The 19,073-nt window shown below is 69.2% G+C and carries 18 protein-coding genes; 9 read left to right on the forward strand and 9 right to left on the reverse strand.

Annotated features, from left to right (window positions below):
* Nucleotides 1-118 precede the first annotated feature (118 nt).
* Together EOV43_RS04120 and EOV43_RS04125 are read left to right on the forward strand one after the other, a co-directional pair.
* Nucleotides 119-1,336, forward strand: coding sequence for an acyl-CoA dehydrogenase family protein (locus EOV43_RS04120; RefSeq protein WP_128219810.1), 1,218 nt, complete (start codon nucleotides 119-121; stop codon nucleotides 1,334-1,336).
* A gap of 121 nt (nucleotides 1,337-1,457) precedes the next feature.
* A complete protein-coding gene (locus EOV43_RS04125) occupies nucleotides 1,458-1,997 on the forward strand; it encodes a GtrA family protein (protein WP_128219811.1) in 540 nt (179 codons plus the stop codon).
* 30 nt (nucleotides 1,998-2,027) lie between these two features.
* Here the strand turns inward: EOV43_RS04125 and EOV43_RS04130 are convergent, their stop codons facing one another.
* The 6 genes from EOV43_RS04130 to EOV43_RS04155 form a co-directional block, all read right to left on the reverse strand.
* Entirely contained in the window at nucleotides 2,028-2,675 is a 648-nt protein-coding gene (locus EOV43_RS04130; protein WP_239022222.1) for a Maf family protein, read from the reverse strand.
* On the reverse strand, nucleotides 2,672-4,420 hold the full coding sequence (locus EOV43_RS04135) for a DUF885 domain-containing protein (RefSeq protein WP_239022223.1): 1,749 nt from the start codon (nucleotides 4,418-4,420) through the stop codon (nucleotides 2,672-2,674). The genes EOV43_RS04130 and EOV43_RS04135 overlap by 4 nt, the downstream gene beginning before the upstream one ends.
* A 52-nt stretch (nucleotides 4,421-4,472) precedes the next feature.
* Nucleotides 4,473-4,934, reverse strand: a complete 462-nt coding sequence (locus EOV43_RS04140) for a hypothetical protein (RefSeq protein ID WP_128219812.1) — start codon at nucleotides 4,932-4,934, stop codon at nucleotides 4,473-4,475.
* Complete coding sequence (locus tag EOV43_RS04145; RefSeq protein WP_128219813.1) at nucleotides 4,934-5,608, reverse strand: CDP-alcohol phosphatidyltransferase family protein; 675 nt, start codon at nucleotides 5,606-5,608, stop codon at nucleotides 4,934-4,936. Before EOV43_RS04145 ends, EOV43_RS04140 begins: the two co-directional genes overlap by 1 nt.
* 206 nt (nucleotides 5,609-5,814) lie before the next feature.
* Nucleotides 5,815-6,066, reverse strand: a complete 252-nt coding sequence (locus EOV43_RS04150) for an acyl-CoA carboxylase subunit epsilon (protein ID WP_128219814.1) — start codon at nucleotides 6,064-6,066, stop codon at nucleotides 5,815-5,817.
* A 16-nt stretch (nucleotides 6,067-6,082) separates the two neighbouring features.
* Nucleotides 6,083-7,690 (reverse strand): acyl-CoA carboxylase subunit beta, encoded by a 1,608-nt coding sequence (locus tag EOV43_RS04155; protein ID WP_128219815.1) that lies wholly within the window; start codon nucleotides 7,688-7,690, stop codon nucleotides 6,083-6,085.
* A gap of 109 nt (nucleotides 7,691-7,799) precedes the next feature.
* Here EOV43_RS04155 and EOV43_RS04160 point away from each other — a divergent pair, with 109 nt between their 5' ends.
* The 6 genes from EOV43_RS04160 to purE all read left to right on the forward strand — a co-directional run bounded on the left by EOV43_RS04160 (nucleotide 7,800) and on the right by purE (nucleotide 12,437).
* Complete coding sequence (locus EOV43_RS04160; protein ID WP_164878715.1) at nucleotides 7,800-8,588, forward strand: biotin--[acetyl-CoA-carboxylase] ligase; 789 nt, start codon at nucleotides 7,800-7,802, stop codon at nucleotides 8,586-8,588.
* 135 nt (nucleotides 8,589-8,723) lie between these two features.
* Nucleotides 8,724-9,251 carry a PH domain-containing protein gene (locus tag EOV43_RS04165; protein WP_128219817.1) on the forward strand — a complete coding sequence of 176 codons (528 nt, stop codon included), beginning with the start codon at nucleotides 8,724-8,726 and terminating at the stop codon, nucleotides 9,249-9,251.
* A complete protein-coding gene (locus EOV43_RS04170; protein ID WP_128219818.1) occupies nucleotides 9,238-10,215 on the forward strand; it encodes an adenylate/guanylate cyclase domain-containing protein in 978 nt (325 codons plus the stop codon). The genes EOV43_RS04165 and EOV43_RS04170 overlap by 14 nt, the downstream gene beginning before the upstream one ends.
* Nucleotides 10,216-10,342: 127 nt before the next feature.
* Nucleotides 10,343-10,669 (forward strand): winged helix-turn-helix domain-containing protein, encoded by a 327-nt coding sequence (locus tag EOV43_RS04175; protein WP_239022225.1) that lies wholly within the window; start codon nucleotides 10,343-10,345, stop codon nucleotides 10,667-10,669.
* Nucleotides 10,670-10,679: 10 nt separating this feature from the next.
* Nucleotides 10,680-11,834 (forward strand): 5-(carboxyamino)imidazole ribonucleotide synthase, encoded by a 1,155-nt coding sequence (locus tag EOV43_RS04180; RefSeq protein ID WP_128219819.1) that lies wholly within the window; start codon nucleotides 10,680-10,682, stop codon nucleotides 11,832-11,834.
* A gap of 54 nt (nucleotides 11,835-11,888) precedes the next feature.
* The gene (purE, locus tag EOV43_RS04185; protein ID WP_277745788.1) at nucleotides 11,889-12,437 is read left to right on the forward strand and encodes a 5-(carboxyamino)imidazole ribonucleotide mutase; all 549 of its coding nucleotides are present in this window, start codon (nucleotides 11,889-11,891) and stop codon (nucleotides 12,435-12,437) included.
* A 60-nt stretch (nucleotides 12,438-12,497) separates the two neighbouring features.
* Here purE and EOV43_RS04190 read toward each other — a convergent pair whose 3' ends face one another.
* Both EOV43_RS04190 and EOV43_RS04195 read right to left on the reverse strand, forming a co-directional pair.
* Nucleotides 12,498-13,331, reverse strand: a complete 834-nt coding sequence (locus EOV43_RS04190) for a serine aminopeptidase domain-containing protein (protein WP_128219820.1) — start codon at nucleotides 13,329-13,331, stop codon at nucleotides 12,498-12,500.
* A 7-nt stretch (nucleotides 13,332-13,338) separates the two neighbouring features.
* Complete coding sequence (locus tag EOV43_RS04195; protein ID WP_206611391.1) at nucleotides 13,339-13,755, reverse strand: CoA-binding protein; 417 nt, start codon at nucleotides 13,753-13,755, stop codon at nucleotides 13,339-13,341.
* 156 nt (nucleotides 13,756-13,911) lie between these two features.
* Between EOV43_RS04195 and EOV43_RS04200 the strand changes: the two genes are divergently transcribed.
* Nucleotides 13,912-15,090 carry an acyl-CoA dehydrogenase family protein gene (locus EOV43_RS04200; RefSeq protein WP_128219821.1) on the forward strand — a complete coding sequence of 393 codons (1,179 nt, stop codon included), beginning with the start codon at nucleotides 13,912-13,914 and terminating at the stop codon, nucleotides 15,088-15,090.
* A gap of 237 nt (nucleotides 15,091-15,327) precedes the next feature.
* Here EOV43_RS04200 and EOV43_RS15540 read toward each other — a convergent pair whose 3' ends face one another.
* The gene (locus tag EOV43_RS15540; RefSeq protein WP_128219822.1) at nucleotides 15,328-19,062 is read right to left on the reverse strand and encodes a hypothetical protein; all 3,735 of its coding nucleotides are present in this window, start codon (nucleotides 19,060-19,062) and stop codon (nucleotides 15,328-15,330) included.
* Between the last annotated feature and the right edge of the window lie 11 nt (nucleotides 19,063-19,073).

The raw sequence follows: 19,073 nt of genomic DNA on the forward strand, positions 1-19,073 counted from the left end.
GGGTACTGGTCGGTCACCAAACCGTTATCACCCCCAACTGGGCGTGAGATCGAGACCGCCGTCACGTGATCTGCCGAGATGGGTTAACGAACGCTAACTAGTGCTCTACGCTGCCGCCATGACGTACGAGTTGAGCCGTGAGCACGAAGAGTTCCGCCGCAGTGTCCGGGAGTTCGCCGAGGCCGAGATCGCACCTCACGTCGCGCAGTGGGACTCCGACCACCACTTCCCGAGCGACGTCGTGCAGAAGATGGGCGACCTCGGCCTCATGGGGCTCACTGCCCCCGAGGAGTTCGGCGGCGCCGGCCTGGCGGGCGAGGACGGCGGATTCACCTCCCTGTGCATCGCGATCGAGGAGATCGGCCGCGTCGACCAGGCCATGGGAATCACGCTGGAAGCAGCGGTCGGGCTGGGCATCAACCCGGTCCTCACCTACGGCACCGAGGCGCAGAAGAAGGAGTGGCTCCCCGACCTCGTCGCCGGCCAGCGCCTGGCCGGTTTCGGTCTCACCGAACCCGGTGCTGGCTCCGACGCCGGTGCCACCCGCACGCGGGCGGAGATCATCGACGGCCAGTGGGTGGTGAACGGGTCCAAGCAGTTCATCACCAACTCCGGCTCCGCGATCACCTCGCTCGTCACGGTCACTGCCCGCACCGGCACCCGTCCCGACGGACGGCCCGAGATCTCCGCGATCATGCTGCCCGCGGGCACCCCCGGATTCACTGCCGAACCGGGCTACGACAAGCTCGGTTGGCACATCTCCGACACCCATCCGTTGTCGTTCGTTGACGTCCGCGTGCCCGAGGAGAACCTGCTCGGCGCCCGGGGGCGTGGCTACGCCCAATTCCTCGCGACGCTCGACGACGGCCGCGTCGCCATCTCCGCACTCGCGCTCGGATGCATCCAGGCCTGCCTCGACATGTCACTGACCTACGCCGGGGAGCGCCAGACGTTCGGTGGGCCGATCGGACGCAAGCAGGGCGTCGCGTTCCAGATCGCCGACCTCCAGGTGATGCTCGAGGCCTCGCGCCTGCTCACCTACCGGGCAGCTTCGATGAAGGACCGGATGGACGCCGTCGTCGCGCAGGGTCGCGCACTCTCCGCCGCCCAGGTGGCCGAGTTCAAGCAGGCCGCGTCGGTGGCGAAGCTGTACACCTCGGAGTCGGCGGTGACCGCCACGCGGATCGCCACCCAGGTCTTCGGCGGGTACGGATTCATGGAGGAGTACCCGGTGGCGCGCTTCTACCGTGACGCCAAGATCCTGGAGATCGGTGAGGGGACCAGCGAGGTGCAGCGGATGCTGATCGCGCGAGGTCTGGGGCTGCCGGTCGAGTGAACGGCGAACGCTGACCACCTGCGACGGCGTGGCTGAATTCGGGGACATTGCTCATACAAGATGTTCACGTCACAGCCACGTCGTTGCCGTCTCGGCGCAACCCGACGCTTACCATCGAGTCATGGCAGATCTGCGTCGACGACTCGCTGGGGAGCTCAGCAAGTTCCTCACCGTCGGTGCTCTCGCCACTGCTGTGGCCTTCGTGATCTTCAATGCGCTGGTCCACGGTGGCCCCTTCTTCGAGGCCCCGCTCAACGGTCACCCGCAGCTGGCCTACGTGCTGGCCAACACCGTCGGCATGGTGATCAGTTTCCGCGGCACCCGTAACTGGGCCTTCGCCGAGCGCGACGTACGGCACAAGGACGGCGGCCGCACGGCGTTCATCGTCATCAACTTCGCGACCATGCTGATCCCGATGGCCTGCCTCTGGATCAGTCGCGGCGCGCTGGGCCTCGACGACGCCGTCTCGGACAACATCTCGGCCAACGTGATCGGTCTTGGTATCGGTACCGCCGCCCGGTTCGCGCTGCTGCGTCAGTACGTCTTCCCGCGTGAAGGCCTGGCCGTCACCACCGGTTCGCAGCCGGTGGTCACCCTCGACGGCGCCGTCGCGACCGGTGAGACCGACGCGGAGTCCGCGCCGGCCCGCCGCACGGCGTGATCTCTCACGCCTGACGTTCAACCCTGACGTTCAACTCTGCGGGGTCCAGAGCCCGGTCCAGGAATGGCCCAGCTCACGCACCAGCGTGCGCACCGTCTGCAGGCTCACCCCGACGACGTTGTGGTGATCGCCCTCGATCCCGGTGACGAATGCCGCCGCGTACCCCTCCAGGGTGAAGGCACCAGCCACCCAGAGCGGTTCGCCGGTGGCCACGTAGGCAGCGATCTCGTCGTCGTCGACGTCGGCGAAGTGCACGGTCGTCGAGCAGGTCGCGGTGACGGTGCGGCCCGAGGCGGTGTCGGTGAGGGTGTGACCGGTGTGCAGGACACCGGAGCGCCCGCGCATCTGCTGCCACCGCTGCACCGCGACCTCGGGGAACTCCGGCTTGCCGAGCGCCTCGCCGTCGAGTTCGAGGACCGAGTCGCAGGCCAGCACCAGGGCACCCTCCGGCACCTCGTCGTGCTCGGGCAGCACGGCCACCACGGCGGCGCACTTCAGTTCCGACAATGCCTGGGCCAGCGGCGCGGGAGCGAGCCCGCTCAGCTGGTCCTCGTCGACGCCGGAGACGATCACGACCGGCTCGACGCCGGCGGTGCGCAGCGTCTTGAGCCGGGACGGGGACTGCGAGGCCAGGACCAGCGTCATGGAGGGCCGGACGCCGGTGGTGGGGGTGCTCATGCGTCGTTCTCCTCGGAGAGGGCGCGCAGGGCGGCGCGCAGCGGGTCCAGGCCCATCGACCCGAGGTCGAGGGCGCGGGAGTGGAAGGTCTTGGGGTCGAAGGCGTCGCCGGCCAGAGCACGGGCCTCGTCGCGGGCTGCGAGCCAGATACGCTCGCCGACCTTGTACGACGGTGCCTGTCCGGGCCAGCCGAGATAGCGGTCGACCTCGAACTTCAACGTCGCGGCGTCGAGCTGGGTGTGCTCGCCCATGAACTCCAGGCCCAGGGCGGGGGTCCAGGTCTCGCCGGGGTGGAAACCGAACGGGTTGTCGGTCGGGATCTCCAACTCCAGGTGCATGCCGAGGTCGACGACGACGCGGGCCGCACGCAGCGCCTGGGCGTCGAGGAAACCGAGACGGTCGGCGGGGTCGGAGAGGTGACCGAGTTCGTCCATCAGGTGCTCGGCGTACAGCGCCCAGCCCTCGCCGTGGCCCGAGACCCAGCACATGGTGCGCTGCCAACGGTTGAGGAGTTCAGCACGGTGGACGGTCTGGCCGATCTGCAGGTGGTGACCGGGGACGCCCTCGTGGAAGACGGTGGTGGTCTCGCGCCACGGGGTGAAGGAGGTGATGCCCTCGGGCACCGACCACCACATGCGTCCCGGGCGGGAGAAGTCCTCGCTGGGGCCGGTGTAGTAGATGCCGCCGTCGTTGGTCGGGGCCAGGCAGCACTCGATGGTGCGCACCGGGGCAGGAATGTCGAAATGGGTGTCTGCCAGTGCCTCGACGGTGCGGTCGGCCAGATCCTGCATCCAGGCGCGGAACGCCTCGCCGCCCTCGATTCGACGGGCCGGGTCGGCGTCGAGGTGGGCAACGGCCGCGGCGAGGTCGGCGCCGGGCACGATCGCGTCGGCCGTGACGTCCATGTCGGCCTTGATCCGGGCCAGCTCGGCCCAGCCCCAGGCGTAGGTCTCCTCGAGGTCGATCTCCGCGCCGAGGAAGGCACGGGAGGCGAGGGCGTAGTGCTCACGGCCCACCGCCTCGTTGCGACGACCCTGGGGTGCCATCTCGTCGTCGAGGAACATGCCGAACTCGGCCAGCGCACGCGACGCGGCACGGGCCGCCTTCTCCAGCCCGGTGCGCAGTGCTCCCTCGGCGTCGGCACCTGCTGCCAGGTCGACGAAGAAGTCTCCCGAGCCGGTCTGGCCGGTCCAGCGCTCCACCTGGGCCGCGACCTCGGTGTACTGCCGCGCTGCGACGACGTGGCCGCGGGCAGCTTCCTCGGCCAGAGTCACCCGGTACCCCTCCAACGTGGCGGGGACGGCCTCGAGACGCGCGACGATCTTCTCCCACGCCTCGGTGCCCTCGGTCGGCATCAGGTCGAAGACCGAGCGGATCGAGTGCAGGGGGGAGTCGATGACGCTCAGGGCGCAGCGCTCGTGACCGGCCTCGCTCAGCTCGACCTGCAGCCCGACGCGCTCCAGGAACGCCGCCTTCGCCACGGCCTCGCGGGCGTCGACCGGGGTCAGCGCCGCGACGTCGGCCAGAGCCCGGCGGGCGAGTTCCTCGCGCGCGGCGAACCCGGCGGGGGAGTAGTCGGTGAGGAGGTGGTCGTACCCCTCGATGCCGTAGTAGGTCGCCGCGATCGGGTCGAGCGCGGCGTACTCGACGACGTAGGCGTCACAACGGGCGTCGACGGTGCGCTCGTCGGCGCGCTCGTCAGAAGGCACGTCAACAGGCAGGGAGGTGGGGTGCTCGGCATTCACGATGCCGAGCCTATGCCGCCGCAGGGGCTCTCCCGAACCTCCCCCGACGGGCTCAGAACCAGCTGCGGATCAGTTCGACGCCCCCCAGGACGGTCCAGAAACGCAGGGTGCGTCCGGCCAGCCCGGTCACGAGGAACACCCACAGGCGCACCTTGATCACGCCGGCCAGGACCGACAACACGGCGTACGGGGGGATGCCTCCCCACGCGGAGAGGAACAGCAGGCCGCCGGTGAAGACCGGCCGGCCCTCGGCGCGTTCCTGCCACTTCGCCAAGGACGCCTGCGCCTTCGGCTTCTCCATGTACGTGCGGACCCACGAGGCGCGCTCGACGTTGGTGCCGCCCCAGTACCAGAGCCACTTGCCGGCCATCTGTCCCACGCCTGCGGCCAGGGCGAGTGCGAACATCGGGACGTCGGTCTTCGCGTCAGCGACGACCAGGATCGCCTCGATGTTGATCACCGGGATCAACGCTGAGGCGAAGGCGCTGAGGAGAAGGCTCAGCAGGACGCCCATCAGGCGGGGTGAGGGTGCGTTGTGCCGGACTGGGCGGTCGACGCCGCCGTGAGGTGCGCGTCCCAGTCGGTCGGAGTGGGCAGTCCCAACTGGACGAGCCACTTCAACGAGACCAGTTTCAACACGGTGAGGGCCAGCGCGATCACCAGACCGACCCACATCCAGCCGGTCACCAGCAGCAGCACCGCGAACAGGGCACTGTTGACGGCCTTCGCCGGCTTCGACCAGTTCCAGCGGTAGATGCGCTCGTCGATGACGTGGAAGTAGTTCGGGCTGCGCACCGGCCAGGCCAGGAACGCGATCGAGAGGAAGCAGTCGATCACCATGAAGTTGAACAGGTAGACCCACACCGCAGGGCCGACCTCAGGCATGATCCACGCCAGGCCGACGTAGAAGCCTGCGCAGTTGGCACGGTCGCAGAGGATGTCGATGACGGCACCGATCCGGGTCTCGCAGTTGCGCCACCGGGCCCACGCACCGTCGGCCATGTCGCCGATCCAGTACACGACGAGTCCTGCGACCAACCACGTGAGGTCCTCACGCTGGGCGGCGATCCCGACCAGGACCAGAGATGCGATGGTGCGGACCGCGGTGATCACCGTGGCCCCCGTCAGGAGCTTCTCCTCGAGGATGCCGTAACGGTCGCGATCGGTCGTCTCAGTAGTGATCCCCACGGTCGACGAGCCTAGGTGTTCCGCCCCGACGGGGGAGGGAAGTCCATCAACTGGTGTGCGGGTGTCACACACACGCTGGGGCAGCCGGTGAGGAACCCGCCTCCCGGCTCCGTGCGAACGCCGAAGGCGGCCGTCCCGGTGGGGACGACCGCCTTCGATCAGTTCCGGCAGAGCCGGTTCAGCAGAGCCGGTTCAGCAGTGCTGCTTCAGCGGGGCAGGCCGCTGGCGCGCCAGCCGCCGAAGCCGCTGGAGAGCGAGGGACGCACGGCGCGGGCCGGGTTGGCCCACTCCGAACGTGCCTTCGGCTTCGGAGCCTCGGCGCCGCCCATCGCGGAGAAGATGGCCACGAGGGCCGCGATCTCCTGGGGGGTGGCGTCGGGGGTGACCACCTGCAGCACGGGGGCAGCAGGGGCCTTGTCGACAACTGCCTCGGTGGAGGCCGCGTTCTCTTCGGTCATGGCGGTCATCCCCCGATCACAGCGGGATGTTGCCGTGCTTCTTGGCCGGCAGCGAGGCGCGCTTGGTCTTGAGCAGGCGCAGCGCACGAACGATCTCGGCGCGGGTCTCGTGCGGCGGGATGACGGCGTCGACGTAGCCACGCTCAGCGGCGATGTACGGGTTCGCGAGGGTGCGCTCGTACTCGTCGATCAACTCGGCACGCTTGGCCTCCACGTCGCCACCCTCTGCCTCGACGGCAGCGAGCGTGCGGCGGTGGATGATGTTGGCCGCACCCTGAGCACCCATGACGGCGATCTGGGCGGTGGGCCACGCGATGTTCATGTCGGCACCGAGGTGCTTGGACGCCATCACGTCGTACGCGCCGCCGTAGGCCTTACGGGTGATGACGGTGACCAGCGGAACGGTGGCCTCGGCGTAGGCGTAGATCAGCTTGGCGCCACGGCGGATGATGCCGTCCCACTCCTGGTCGGTGCCCGGCAGGAAGCCCGGGACGTCGACGAAGGTGAGGACCGGGATGTTGAACGCGTCGCAGAAGCGGACGAAGCGAGCAGCCTTCTCGGAGGCGTCGATGTCGAGGCAACCGGCGAACTGCATCGGCTGGTTGGCGACGACGCCGACCGGCGAACCCTCGACGCGACCGAAGCCGACGATGATGTTCGGCGCGAACAGCTCCTGGACCTCGAGGAAGTCCTCGTCGTCCACGACGGCCGCGATGACGTCCTTCATGTCGTACGGCTGGTTCGGGGAGTCCGGGATGATCGTGTCGAGCGTACGGTCGAGGTCGGTGAACTCCAGGTCGGAGGCCTCGTCGTAGGTCGGCAGCGCGTCGAGGTTGTTCTGCGGCAGGTAGCTCAGCAGGGCCTTGACGTACTCGAAGGCGTCCTCTTCGTCGGAAGCCATGTAGTGGGCGTTGCCCGACTTGGTGTTGTGCGTGCGCGCACCACCGAGGTCCTCCATGGTGACGTCCTCGCCGGTGACGGTCTTGATGACGTCGGGGCCGGTGATGAACATGCCCGAGGTGCCGTCGACCATCACGGTGAAGTCGGTGACCGCGGGGGAGTAGACGTGACCACCGGCGCAGTTGCCCATGATCATCGAGATCTGCGGGATGACGCCCGAGGCGTGCACGTTGCGCTTGAAGATCTCGCCGTACAGACCCAGGGAGACGACGCCCTCCTGGATACGGGCGCCGGCGCCCTCGTTGATGCCGACCAGCGGGGAACCGGTCTTGACCGCGAGGTCCATGATCTTGGTGATCTTCTCGCCGTAGACCTCGCCCAGGGAGCCACCGAAGACGGTGAAGTCCTGGGAGAAGGCGCAGACCTGACGGCCGTTGACGGTGCCGTAACCGGTGACGACGCCGTCGCCGTACGGGCGGTTCTTCTCCAGGCCGAAGGCGATGGAGCGGTGGCGGGCCAGCTCGTCGATCTCGACGAAGGTGCCCTCGTCGAACAGCAGGGCAATGCGCTCGCGGGCGGTCAGGCGACCCTTTGCGTGCTGCTTCTCCACGGCCTTGGCGGAGCCGGCGTGGACGGCCTCGTCGATGCGGCGGTCCAGGTCAGCAAGCTTGCCCGCGGTGGTGTGGATGTCGATCTCGGGCTGTTCGGTCTTCTCGGCGCTCACCGGTAGTTCTCCTCGGCTGTGCTGCAAGTGGGGATCCCGGGGGCGACGCCGTCGACCTCCGGGCGGGCCGCGCGTGATTTCGCGGACGCCATAGAGCAATCTAATGGTTATGGAAGAAGTCCCTGCACCGCGCCCAGCCCTCGATCCCGACCACTTCCTCGAGATGCCCCACCCCCTGCGTGTGGAGGTGGTCGACGAGACCCCGTCCACGAACGCCGACGTCGTGGCCCGCGCCAAGGCGGGTGAGCCGGAGGGGCTGGTGATCGCCGCCGAGCACCAGACCTCGGGCCGGGGGCGACTCGACCGAGCGTGGGAGGTGCCGCGCGGGGGAGCGGTGACGTTCTCGATCCTGCTGCGTCCCTCGATCCCCACCCCGAACTGGACGCTGATCCCGCTCCTGGCCGGTGTCGCGGTCCAGGCGGCATTGGCCGACCGACTCCCCGAGGTGACCCTGAAGTGGCCCAACGACGTCCTGTACGAGGGCCGCAAGCTCTGCGGCATCCTCGTCGAGCGGGTCGAGACGCCCGAGGGTCCGGCGGCGGTGATCGGGATCGGCATCAACGTCAACCAGACCCGCGCCGAGCTCCCCGTGCCGACCGCGACGTCGTTGCTCGCCGAGATCGGTGAGTCCTTCGACCGTAACCAGGTACTGGAGCAGGTGCTCGGGTCGATCCGGGCGCTGCTGCCGCTGCTGGAGGACGCCGAGGTGCTGCGGGCCGTCTACGCCGACACCTGCTCGACGATCGGACAGGTCGTCGACGTGCACCTGCCCGGTGGCGAGACCGTGCGTGGCGAGGTCCTCGACATCGACACCCACGGCGCCCTGGTGATGAGCACCGGCGAGGGCACGTTCACCGCGCACGCCGGTGACGTCGTGCACGTCCGTCCGGCTTCCTGAGCCGTACCGCCGGGCCGCCGCACGGCGCCTCCGCACGCCCGCGCGGAGGCGCTGAGGGCGGGGTCACACCCACGTCGTGTCTCCGCGGGCGTGCCGTACGACACACCGGGCGGTGCCGGATGAGAGGATCGGGGAGTGGCGATTCCTGCGAAGTACCTGAATCAGGGCGAGACCGTCCTCGTCTCGACGCGTACGCACGTCAAGGCCCTCTTTCGGCCGGTGCTGATCCTGGTCCTGCTGATCGCTGTCGCAGTGGCCGCGCTCGTGTTCTCCCCTGACGGCACGACCGGCACTGTGACCAACGGCGTCGTCGGCGTCGTCTTCCTGGTCGCGTTCGTCTGGTGGGTGCTGCGACCGTTCGTGGCGTGGCTGACCACCACCTACACGTTCACCAACCGTCGCTTCATCACCCGCACCGGTTTCATCGCGACCGAGGGGCGCAGCATTCCGCTCAACCGGATCAGCGGAATCGACTTCGAGATCGATCTGACCGACCGCCTCTTCGGCTGCGGAACTCTGGTCGTCACCGACGCCTCCGTGGGTGGCGCCGAGCGTGTCCACGACATCCCCGACGTGGAGGCCGTGCACCTGCTGGTGGCCGAGGAACTGCACCGCATGGGCGGCTTCGCCGACCAGCGTGGACGAGGTGATGACGGTGCCTGAGCGTCGGACCAGCCGTGAGGAGCTGGAGCGCCAGATCCTCGGAGCCACCCCTGACATGACCGCCGCCGAGGTCGCGGAGGGTGCCGGTGTCAGCACTGACGCGATCCGCCGTCTGTGGCGTGCACTCGGTTTCGCCGAGGTCGATCAGGACGTCATCTTCACTCCCCACGACGTCGCGGCGGTCGGGGACGTCTTCTCCACCGTCGATTCCGGCGCGATCGGTTTCGACACCGCGGTCGCGCTGATCCGTGCTCTGGGCCAGACGATGTCGAAGCTGGCCGACTGGGAGGTTGCGACGCTGCTCGACCGCGTCGAGGAGCTCGCGAAGGCCGCCGACGGCAGCCGTATGGACTCCGCCGCCGAGGTGCTGAGCAAGGTCAACCCTGCGTTCGAGCAGCTCCTCGTCTACGCCTGGCGCCGTCACCTGGCCGCTGCGGTGGGCCGGATGGAGGCACTCGGTGAGGCCGAGGAAGACCTGCACGCCACCCACGTCAGCGTCGGGTTCGCCGACATCGTCTCGTTCACGGCACTGAGCAACACCCTCGACCAGGACGGCATCGGCAACTTGGTGGAGGTCTTCGAGGCGCGTTGCTACGACGTCGTCTCCAACCTCGGTGGCCGCGTCATCAAGTCCATTGGTGACGCCGTCCTCTTCGTCTCCGACCGCGCCCAGACCGCGATCGAGATCGGCGAGGGCATCATCCGCGTCATCGGTCGGGACCCGCGCCTGCCTGACGTCCGGGTCGGCATCGCGTCCGGTTCGGTGGTCACCCGTATGGGTGACGTCTTCGGTCCGCCGGTGAACATGGCAGCGCGCCTGACTGCGGTCGCGCGCCGCAACCGGATCATCATCGACCAGGCCACGGCCGACCTCTTGCCGAGCATCTTCATCACCCGCCGTCTCCCGGCCCGTCCGGTGCGTGGCTTCGGCATCGTGGAGCCGCTCGCAGTCAGCAGGCGCTGACCCGTTTCGTCGAACCCCACCGTTTCGGGTCGTGAATCGGGCTGATTCACGACCCGAAACGGTGGGGTCTGCGGGTCTGGTCTGGTCATGCTCGACGCGCGATGTGATCCACGCCACCATCACTCTCGTGATCTCCACGGGAGGGGGATGCGTGATCGAGGTCCAGGACGTCGTGCTCGACCCGACTGGCCGCCGTGTGTGGCGTGCCGGCAGCGAGGTGCGCCTCTCGCGCATGGAGTTCGACCTGTTGCTCGCTCTCGCGCGTCGGCCGGGGCAGTTGGTGCGGCGTGACGAGCTGATGCGGGAGGTCTGGGGCGTGGGGTTCTGGACGTCGACGAAGACGATCGACGTCCACCTCGGATGGGTGCGTCGCAAACTCGGTGACGACCCTGCCGGGCCGTCGCTGATCACCACCGTCCGTGGCCGTGGTCTGCGCCTCGAGGTGGGCGGCTAGGGTTCTCCCTGTGCCGCTCGCTCCCACTCTTGCTGTCATCGGAGGCGGTCAGCTCGCCCGGATGATGGCTCAGCCTGCCATTGCCCTCGGGCTTCCGCTGCGTCTCCTCGCCGAGGCCGAAGGTGTCTCCGCTGCCCAGGTGATCGTCGACCAGCAGGTGGGCAACCACCTCAGTCTCGACGACCTCCGTGCCGTCACGACCGGCTGCGACGTCGTCACCTTCGACCACGAGCACGTGCCCACCGAGCACCTGCACGCCCTGGTCGCGGACGGCATCGCCGTGCGTCCCGGCCCGGACGCGCTCGTGTACGCCCAGGACAAGGGCCTGATGCGTGCCAAGCTCACCGAGATCGGCGTCCCGTGCCCGCGCAACGCGCTGGTCACCACGCCTGAGCAGGTCGAGGAGTTCGGTCTGCCGTGCGTCCTCAAGACCACCCGTGGTGGGTACGACGGCAAGGGCGTCTGGATGGTCCGTGAGATCTCCCAGGCCCAGGAGGCCTTCGACGCCGCCGCAGCCGCCGGTGTCGAGGTGCTGGCCGAGGAGCTCGTCGACTTCCGTCGTGAGCTCTCCGCCCTCGTCGCCCGTTCCCCTTCCGGCCAGGCCGCCGCCTACCCGATCGCGGAGTCGCGTCAGGTCGACGGTGTCTGCTCCGAGGTCATCGCCCCCGCGCCGGACCTCTCCGACGAGCTCTCCGCGCACGCCCAGCAGATCGCCCTCAAGGTCGCCGGCGAGCTCGGTGTCACCGGCATCCTCGCCGTCGAACTCTTCGAGACCAACGACGGTCGGGTGCTGGTCAACGAGCTCGCGATGCGTCCCCACAACACCGGTCACTGGACCCAGGACGGTGCCGAGACCAGCCAGTTCGAGAACCACCTGCGTGCGGTCATGGACCTGCCGCTGGGTTCCCCGGCACCGCGCGCCCGCTGGAGCGTCATGGGCAACATCCTCGGCGGTCCGAACGACGCCGGTCGTCTCTACGACGGGTTCCCGCACGTCATGGCCCGCGATCCGCACCTCAAGGTCCACCTGTACGGCAAGGAGTGGCGTCCGGGCCGCAAGGTCGGCCACGTCAACGTCTTCGGCGACGACCTCGACGACTGCCTCGAGCGCGCCCGTCACGCCGTGGCTTGGTTCCGCGGCGACCTCGGCGACCACTCCGAGTGACGTCCGTCCACGACCTCCCCGCCTGCTCCCCGCACTGACCGAGAAGAGAACACCGTGTCCGAGAACGTTGTGACCACCCCCGCCGGCGCTCCCCGCGTCGGCATCGTCATGGGCTCCGACTCCGACTGGCCCACGATGATGGCTGCCGCGGAGGCGCTCAAGGAGTTCGGCATCGCTTACGAGGCCGACGTCGTCTCCGCGCACCGCATGCCCGAGGAGATGGTGGCCTACGGTCGCGAGGCCCACGCCCGTGGCATCGAGGTCATCATCGCCGGTGCCGGTGGCGCTGCCCACCTGCCCGGCATGCTCGCGTCCCTGACGCCGCTCCCGGTGATCGGCGTCCCGGTGCCGCTGAAGTACCTCGACGGCATGGACTCCCTGCTCTCGATCGTGCAGATGCCGGCCGGAGTCCCGGTCGCGACGGTCTCGATCGGCAACGCCCGCAACGCCGGTCTGCTCGCGGCCCGCATCCTTGCCGTCGGTGACGCCGAGCTGACCCAGAAGATGCTGGACTTCCAGGTGTCGCTGCGTGACGCCGCCACCGCGAAGGGCGAGAAGGTCCGTGAGGCCGCGTCGAACCCGCGTCCGAAGCTCGGTTTCTGATTCCGCGCTGAACCACCTGCGACGCCCGGTCTCCCGTCAGGGAGGCCGGGCGTCGTCGTGTCAGGAGCAGGCGGAGATCGCCTCGACGACGGAGCGCTGGGCGTCCTCGTGTTGGTCGAGGACGGCTCGGGCGTGCGCGTCCCCGTCGACCTCGGTGGTGGTGACCGTGACGCCAGCGCTGTCGGCGGCACGGCGCAGGGTGGCGACGTGGGCGGGTACTTTGCCGTCGTCGGTGGCCCAGGTCAGGTGGACGCGCTCGGGGGAGCGGGGGCCGGACGAGGCCAGGGTGGCGACACCGTCCAGTGGGCCCGTCACGGGGACGGGGGAGACCCCGACGACCACGCACGCGGGCCGGGGGAGTTGCGCGGCCAGCGTGAAGGCGGAGGCGTTGCCCATCGACGAACCCATCACGACGACGGCCGTGGCAGGATCCACCAGATCTGCCTGCGTGGCTGCGTCGAGGGCGCTCAGTGCGTCGGACGGGTCGCGGGAGAGGTCGGCGTCGCCGGGGGAGGAGCCCTGACTGCGACGGTCCAGGAGCACGACGTCGGCGCCGGTCTCCTGAGAGATCGCCGCGGACCTGTCGAGCCAGTCGCAGAGCGTGTGCGAGGCGCCGTGGCGCAGCACCACCACCGGGCTTCCAGTCTGTTCGGAAGATGCGCGGCCGACTGCTCCGCCCAGACGCGCGCCGTCTCCGGCGGTGACCGTCAGGCGGTGTGCGCCGTCGGGGACGGAGTCGCACTGGTCGGCGAAGGATGCGTCAGCGGCGACCGAGCGGGCCGCGTCGGACCCGGTGCAGGTGCTGACCAGCGCAGCCAGTCCGATGCCGAGGACGAGGCCGCCGCCCATGAGAGCGACGCCACGGTTGGTCCTGCGGTTCCTCGGCTGGGTCACCCACGCCTCATCGGCGCTTGCCCCACTCGATCGCCGGGCAGGTGTCCATGATCATGGCCAGGCCCTTCTCCTTGGTGCGCAGGTAGGCGTCCTGGTTGAGGACGCCGAGCTGGAACCAGACGCCCTTGGCGCCGATCTCGACGGCCTGGTCGGCCACCGGTCCGGCGTTGGCGGTGGAGACGAAGACGTCGACGACGTCGACCGGGAACGGGATGTCGGCCAGGGTCGCGTAGCCCTGCTCGCCCAGCACGGTCTCGGCGCTGGGGTGGACCGGGACGATCCGCTTGCCCTTGGACTGCAGCGTCGCCGCGATCGAGTAGGCGGTGCGCGTGGGGTCGTCCTTGAGGCCGACGACGGCCCACGTCTCGGTCTCGTCGAGCATAAAGTCGATGTCGGCCTGGTCGTGCCACGGGAAGACGCTCATGGACGTGAATGTACCCCTCGGTCCTCACGGTGTCAGGGGCCTTGCGGGGTGATCGTCCTGCCCGCACACCACCGCAGCGGTACTCAGTACCGTGCAATTCGGTATTGAGTACCGTATGCTCTGTCACACCGTTCCGCACCACCCAGAGAGAAGCGCATGAGCAACCCTGACTTCGACCTGTACCAGCTCTCCGAGGAGCACAAGGCGATCCGCGAGGCCGTCCGCGACCTCACCGACGCCAAGATCGCTCCCTTCGCGGCAGTCGTCGACGAGGAGGCCCGCTACCCGCACGAGGCCGCCGAGGCTCTGCTCGCCTCTGACTTCCACGCCCCCCACGTTCCTGAGCAGTACGGCGGCGCCGGCGCTGACGCGTTGGCCACCGTCCTCGTGATCGAGGAGATCTCGCGTGCGTGCGTCTCCTCCTCGCTGATCCCGGCCGTCAACAAGCTCGGCTCCCTCCCGGTCATGCTGTCCGGTTCCGAGGAGCTCAAGGCCAAGTACCTGCCGCTGCTCGCGCAGGGCAAGGGCGGCTTCTCCTACTGCCTCTCCGAGCCCGAGGCGGGCTCCGACGCCGGTGGCATGACCACCCGCGCGGTCAAGGACGGCGATTTCTGGGTGCTCAACGGCGTCAAGCGTTGGATCACCAACGCCGGTGAGTCGGAGTACTACACGGTCATGGCCGTCACCGACCCGGAGAAGAAGACCCGCGGCGGCATCTCGGCGTTCGTCGTCGAGAAGTCCGACGAGGGCGTCTCGTTCGGTGCCCCGGAGAAGAAGCTCGGCATCAAGGGTTCCCCGACCCGCGAGGTCTACTTCGACAACGTCCGCATCCCCGCCGACCGCATGATCGGCGAGGAGGGCACCGGTTTCGCGACCGCCATGAAGACCCTCGACCACACCCGCGTCACCATCGCCGCCCAGGCCGTCGGTGTCGCCCAGGGTGCGCTCGACTACGCGCTCGAGTACGCCAAGGAGCGCAAGCAGTTCAACAAGTCCATCGCGGAGTTCCAGGGCCTGCAGTTCCTGCTGGCCGAGATGGGCATGAAGGTCGAGGCCGCGCGCCAGATGACCTACGCCGCTGCCGCCCGCTCCGAGCGCGGCGACTCCGACCTCACCTTCTTCGGTGCCGCAGCCAAGTGCTTCGCCTCCGACGTCGCGATGGAGGTCACCACCAACGCCGTCCAGGTGCTCGGTGGCTACGGCTTCACCCGCGACTACCCGGTCGAGCGCATGATGCGCGACGCCAAGATCACCCAGATCTACGAGGGCACCAACCAGGTCCAGCGCATCGTCATGGCCCGCCAGCTCCTCGCCGGCGTCCAGTCGCAGCTCTGATCCTGCGCGCCTGAGAGCGAGTCAACAGAAGCCCGGTCCCCGTGAGGGGGCCGGGCTTCTGCGCGTCCGAAGGACGCACTGGCTGCGGACCCCACCGGTTCGGGTCCGCCCGGGGCTTGGGAGACGACCCAGAACGGTGGGGTGCGGGGCCGGAGAGGATGCTCCGGAAACACCCGGCCCCCGCCTCGTGGAGCTGGTGAGGCGGGGGCCGGGTGGTGGAGTGTCCGGGTCAGTGGATCAACCGACCTTGACCTTCTCCTCGCGGACGATCCGGAAACCGGAGACGTCGGTGTAGGCGGTGCGGATGCGCACGGTCTGGCGACCCTTGTGCTTGGGCATCTGCTTCTTGGTGAAGGAGACCTTCGCGTCGATCTTGCAGCTCGAGACCTTGGCAGTCTTCGAGGTGAAGGTCTTCCAGACGGTGACCTTCTTCGTGACGGTCCTGCCCTTCACCTTCTCCTTGACCTTCTTGGTCGTCTTCATCGCGACCGAGGTCTTCGCGGTGCCGACGCACCGGTCGATCCCGCTCGTGCGCACCTTGTGGGTGAAGGTGTACGGCGAGGTCCGGTCAGAACGACGCGACACGGAGTCGTGGACGGTCAGGTGGCGGATGACGACCTTCGTCGGGATCGGCTTCGGCTTGGCCGGCGTCGACGGAGTGCTCGTCGCGGTCGGGTTGGTCGGCGTCACCGGGGTGGTGGGCGTCGGGTCCACCGTGGGCGTCGGATCGACGGTGGGCGTCGGGTCCACGGTGGGGGTCGGGTCCACGGTGGGGGTCGGATCGACGGTGGGGGTGGGGTCCGGAGTCGGGGTGGGGTCCGGAGTCGGAGTCGGGACGGTGCCACCCTCCAGGACGATCGGCATCACGACCAGGCGCGGCTGGGCGTCGGCGCCACGTCCACGTAGGACCACGGTGTGCTCACCCACGACAGCGTCGGCGGGAACCGCGACGTCGTCGGAGACCTGACCAGCCTCAGGCGTCAGGCTGGTGAGCGCCACGCCGTCGAACTCCACGGCCACCGGGCCGGAGAAGCCGGAGGCGCGGACCGGGACGGTGCCACCGGTGCTGAGCTTCTTGCTCACGGCCAGAGACGGAGCAGCCTTCACGTCCAGGACGAACTGGGTGTCGATCGTCTGCTCGGCGCCGTCCCGGGCCGAGCAGGAGACGATCGTCTCGCCGGTCGGGAACACGCCGGTCGCGTCGGGGGAGCACCCCGTCACCACCGAAACGGTGGAGTCGGCACGCGGGAGCTGGAACGGCACGCTGATGCCGCCTTCGCTGCCGGTGGCGCGGGCGTCGAGGACCGTCACCTTCGACGGCACCTCGACCCAGCGCGGGGCGGCCGGGGTGGTGGAGCGGTTCACCGAGAAGGTGCCGAAGTCGGTGACGTTGCCGGCGAGGAAGGTGTTGCCCGCGGCGTCGTTGACGACGACGGTGGAGAGCGCGGCGTCGTCGGCCTTCTTGCCCGCACCCACCGAGGTGGCGAGGGTGAACGACGCGGTGGCCGGGCTGGCCAGACCGGAGTCGGCGTCGGTCGAGGTGCAGGCGACGACGACCTCGGCAGCGAAACCGGCCTCGCGTGCGGCATCGCTCGGCATCTCGCAGGAGACGGCGGGAACGACACGGTCGATCTTCGCCGGAGCGGGTGCCGGGACCGGGGTGCAGTTGCCGGCTGCGTCACACACGTCGGCGTGGGTGGAGAAGGCGACCTTGTCGCTGCTCTTGCCGTCCTCGAGTGAGGCGGTGAGGGTGAAGTCAGCCGTCTTCGCCTCGACCAACTCGGACCCGGCACCGGGGTCGGAGACGCACTCCACGACGACGTCGGTGTTGGTCCAGGTCTGGGGCGTCTGCCCACAGGTCACGTCGGGGGCGCGGTCGTCGAGACCGAACCCGCTGACGTTCGGCGCCTGGGCACAGTTGCCGACGGTGTCGCACAGCTTCGGCATCTTCACGTCGAGGTCGAACGACTCGGTGCCGGCCGGGACAGAGGTGGCCACGGTGACCTTCTGCTCGGACTTGCCGTCGAGACCGGAACCGGCGTCGACGACGGTGCAGGACACGTCGTGGCGAGCACCCTTGAGCCACGAACCGGCGGCGGGGACGTCGCAGGAGACGGTCGGGGCGCTGCGGTCCACCTTGAAGCCGGTGAAGGGACCGGCGGTGGTGCAGTTGCCGGTGAGGTCGCAGACTGCCACGGAGTTGGTGGAGGCGTCGGCGTCCACCGAACCCTCACCGACCAGCGTGGTGAGCTGGAACTCGCTCGCCGAACCCTCGGCGATGCCCGAACCGGTGTCGGTGGCGGTGCACTCGACGATGGCGTTCGCTGCGACCCAGCCCCGGGTGCGGGGCTGCTCGCAGGTGACCTCGGGGGCGGTCAGGTCGAGTTTGGCGGTCGCGGGCTTGCCCGCCTCGGTGGCGTCCGCGGTGGGGACGACGATCGCGGCACAGTTGTCGACCGCGTCGCAGACCTGACCCAGCGGCGCGTTCTTGGTGCTCTTGCCACGCGGCTCGAACGGCACGCTGTCGCTCTGCTTGCCCGCGGTCATGGCCCGCGTGCTGAGGGTGAACGAGGCGTCCTCGGCCGAGGCGAGACCACTGCCCGGGTTCTCGTCGGTGCCGTCGGCGGCAGTGCACTCCACCTGGACCGACGTCGTGTTCTGCCACGTGGTGGGCACCGGGGCGCAGGCGACGACCGGGGGAACGGTGTCGATCATGATCCCGCCGACCGGGCCGGCGGTGGTGCAGTTGCCGTCCTGGTCGCAGACCGAACGCTGCGCGCTGGTGGCGTTGGTGGTGACGATGCCGTCGATGGTCTCGACCGCGAGGGTGAACTCGGCGCGGGTCCCGTCCTCGGAGAGGGTGAGGCCCTTGGCCTTCTCGACACCGGAACCGGTGTCGGTGGCGGTGCACGTCACCGATGCCTTGCGGGCCCAGCCCTTCGGCTGGTCACAGGTGACGACGGGGGCGGTGAGGTCGCGCTCCTTGAATCCGGTGCGGGTGGCGGTGAGGGTGAACGACTGCTGGGAACCGGAGACGCGCAGCAGGACGCTCGAACCGGCCGGGCCGGACAGGGTCGTGGACGCACCGGGGGCGCCGACCCGTTCCAGACGCGGGAACGGCGCGGTGGTGGCGTCGGGGTCGACGTCGGGCTGCTTCTCGGCCATCGCGTAGCCGGTGAGCTTCACTCCGCCGGTGCCGGTCACGGCCAGTTCGGCGCCCTTGTTGGGAACGGTCCACGCGTACCAGACCGAGCTGCTGCCGTGACCGGTGTCCTCGCCGTCCTCCAGCGTGGCACCCGCCAAGGAGCCCTCGCCGAGAGCGGCGTCGGCGGAGTCACCGGTGCGGGTGACGACCTGGTCCAGGGAGACGGCCGAGGCCACGTGGTCGTTGGCCGGGCCGCCCGGGGAGGTCTGCCAGATCGTGTAGACGAAGGCGCTCGAGGCGCCGTCCTTCGCGGCTGCGGCCACGCTGAAGACGTAGACGACGTCCTTCTGGGCGGTGAAGGAAGCGGCCGCGGCCGAGCCGGCCCCGCCGGTCGACGTCGTGACGTCGACAGCGACAAGGTCGGACTCCTTGGCGTCGGCCAGGAGCACGCCTGCGGGCAGGGCGCGCACCTGGACCGACGTGGCCGCCTGGCCGGTGCTCTGACCGGGGACCAGAAGGGTCTGACCGGCCTGCGGGGCAGGCCAGGTGAACCAACCGGTGCTCCCCGAGGGGAGGGTGCCGGAGAAGCTCTGGTCGCCGCGCGGGCGCTGCGTGGTCTCGCCCGGGGCGGGCGTCGCGACAGCGGTGATCAACGGGGTGGAGCACACCAACGTGGTGTTGGTGGTGCAGCCCGTGACCGGGTCAGGGTCGGACGCCTGCATCTGCGCGACGACCGCGGTGCTCAGGCCCCCGACGAGCAGCGCGCCGGCCGCGAGCGCGACCAGGCCGCGCCGGGCCCCGCGAGCGGGGGAGAGAGGGAGTTTCACCGAAAGACCTT

This window comes from Nocardioides yefusunii (genome assembly GCF_004014875.1).
GTDB lineage: Bacteria > Actinomycetota > Actinomycetes > Propionibacteriales > Nocardioidaceae > Nocardioides > Nocardioides yefusunii.

Coding starts and splice junctions, on each gene's coding strand:
- EOV43_RS04120 (WP_128219810.1), top strand. CDS start 119: ATGACGTACGAGTTGAGCCGTGAGCACGAAGAGTTCCGCCGCAGTGTC.
- EOV43_RS04125 (WP_128219811.1), top strand. CDS start 1,458: ATGGCAGATCTGCGTCGACGACTCGCTGGGGAGCTCAGCAAGTTCCTC.
- EOV43_RS04130 (WP_239022222.1), bottom strand. CDS start 2,675: ATGAGCACCCCCACCACCGGCGTCCGGCCCTCCATGACGCTGGTCCTG.
- EOV43_RS04140 (WP_128219812.1), bottom strand. CDS start 4,934: ATGGGCGTCCTGCTGAGCCTTCTCCTCAGCGCCTTCGCCTCAGCGTTG.
- EOV43_RS04150 (WP_128219814.1), bottom strand. CDS start 6,066: ATGACCGAAGAGAACGCGGCCTCCACCGAGGCAGTTGTCGACAAGGCC.
- EOV43_RS04160 (WP_164878715.1), top strand. CDS start 7,800: ATGGAAGAAGTCCCTGCACCGCGCCCAGCCCTCGATCCCGACCACTTC.
- EOV43_RS04170 (WP_128219818.1), top strand. CDS start 9,238: ATGACGGTGCCTGAGCGTCGGACCAGCCGTGAGGAGCTGGAGCGCCAG.
- EOV43_RS04195 (WP_206611391.1), bottom strand. CDS start 13,755: ATGAGCGTCTTCCCGTGGCACGACCAGGCCGACATCGACTTTATGCTC.
- EOV43_RS04200 (WP_128219821.1), top strand. CDS start 13,912: ATGAGCAACCCTGACTTCGACCTGTACCAGCTCTCCGAGGAGCACAAG.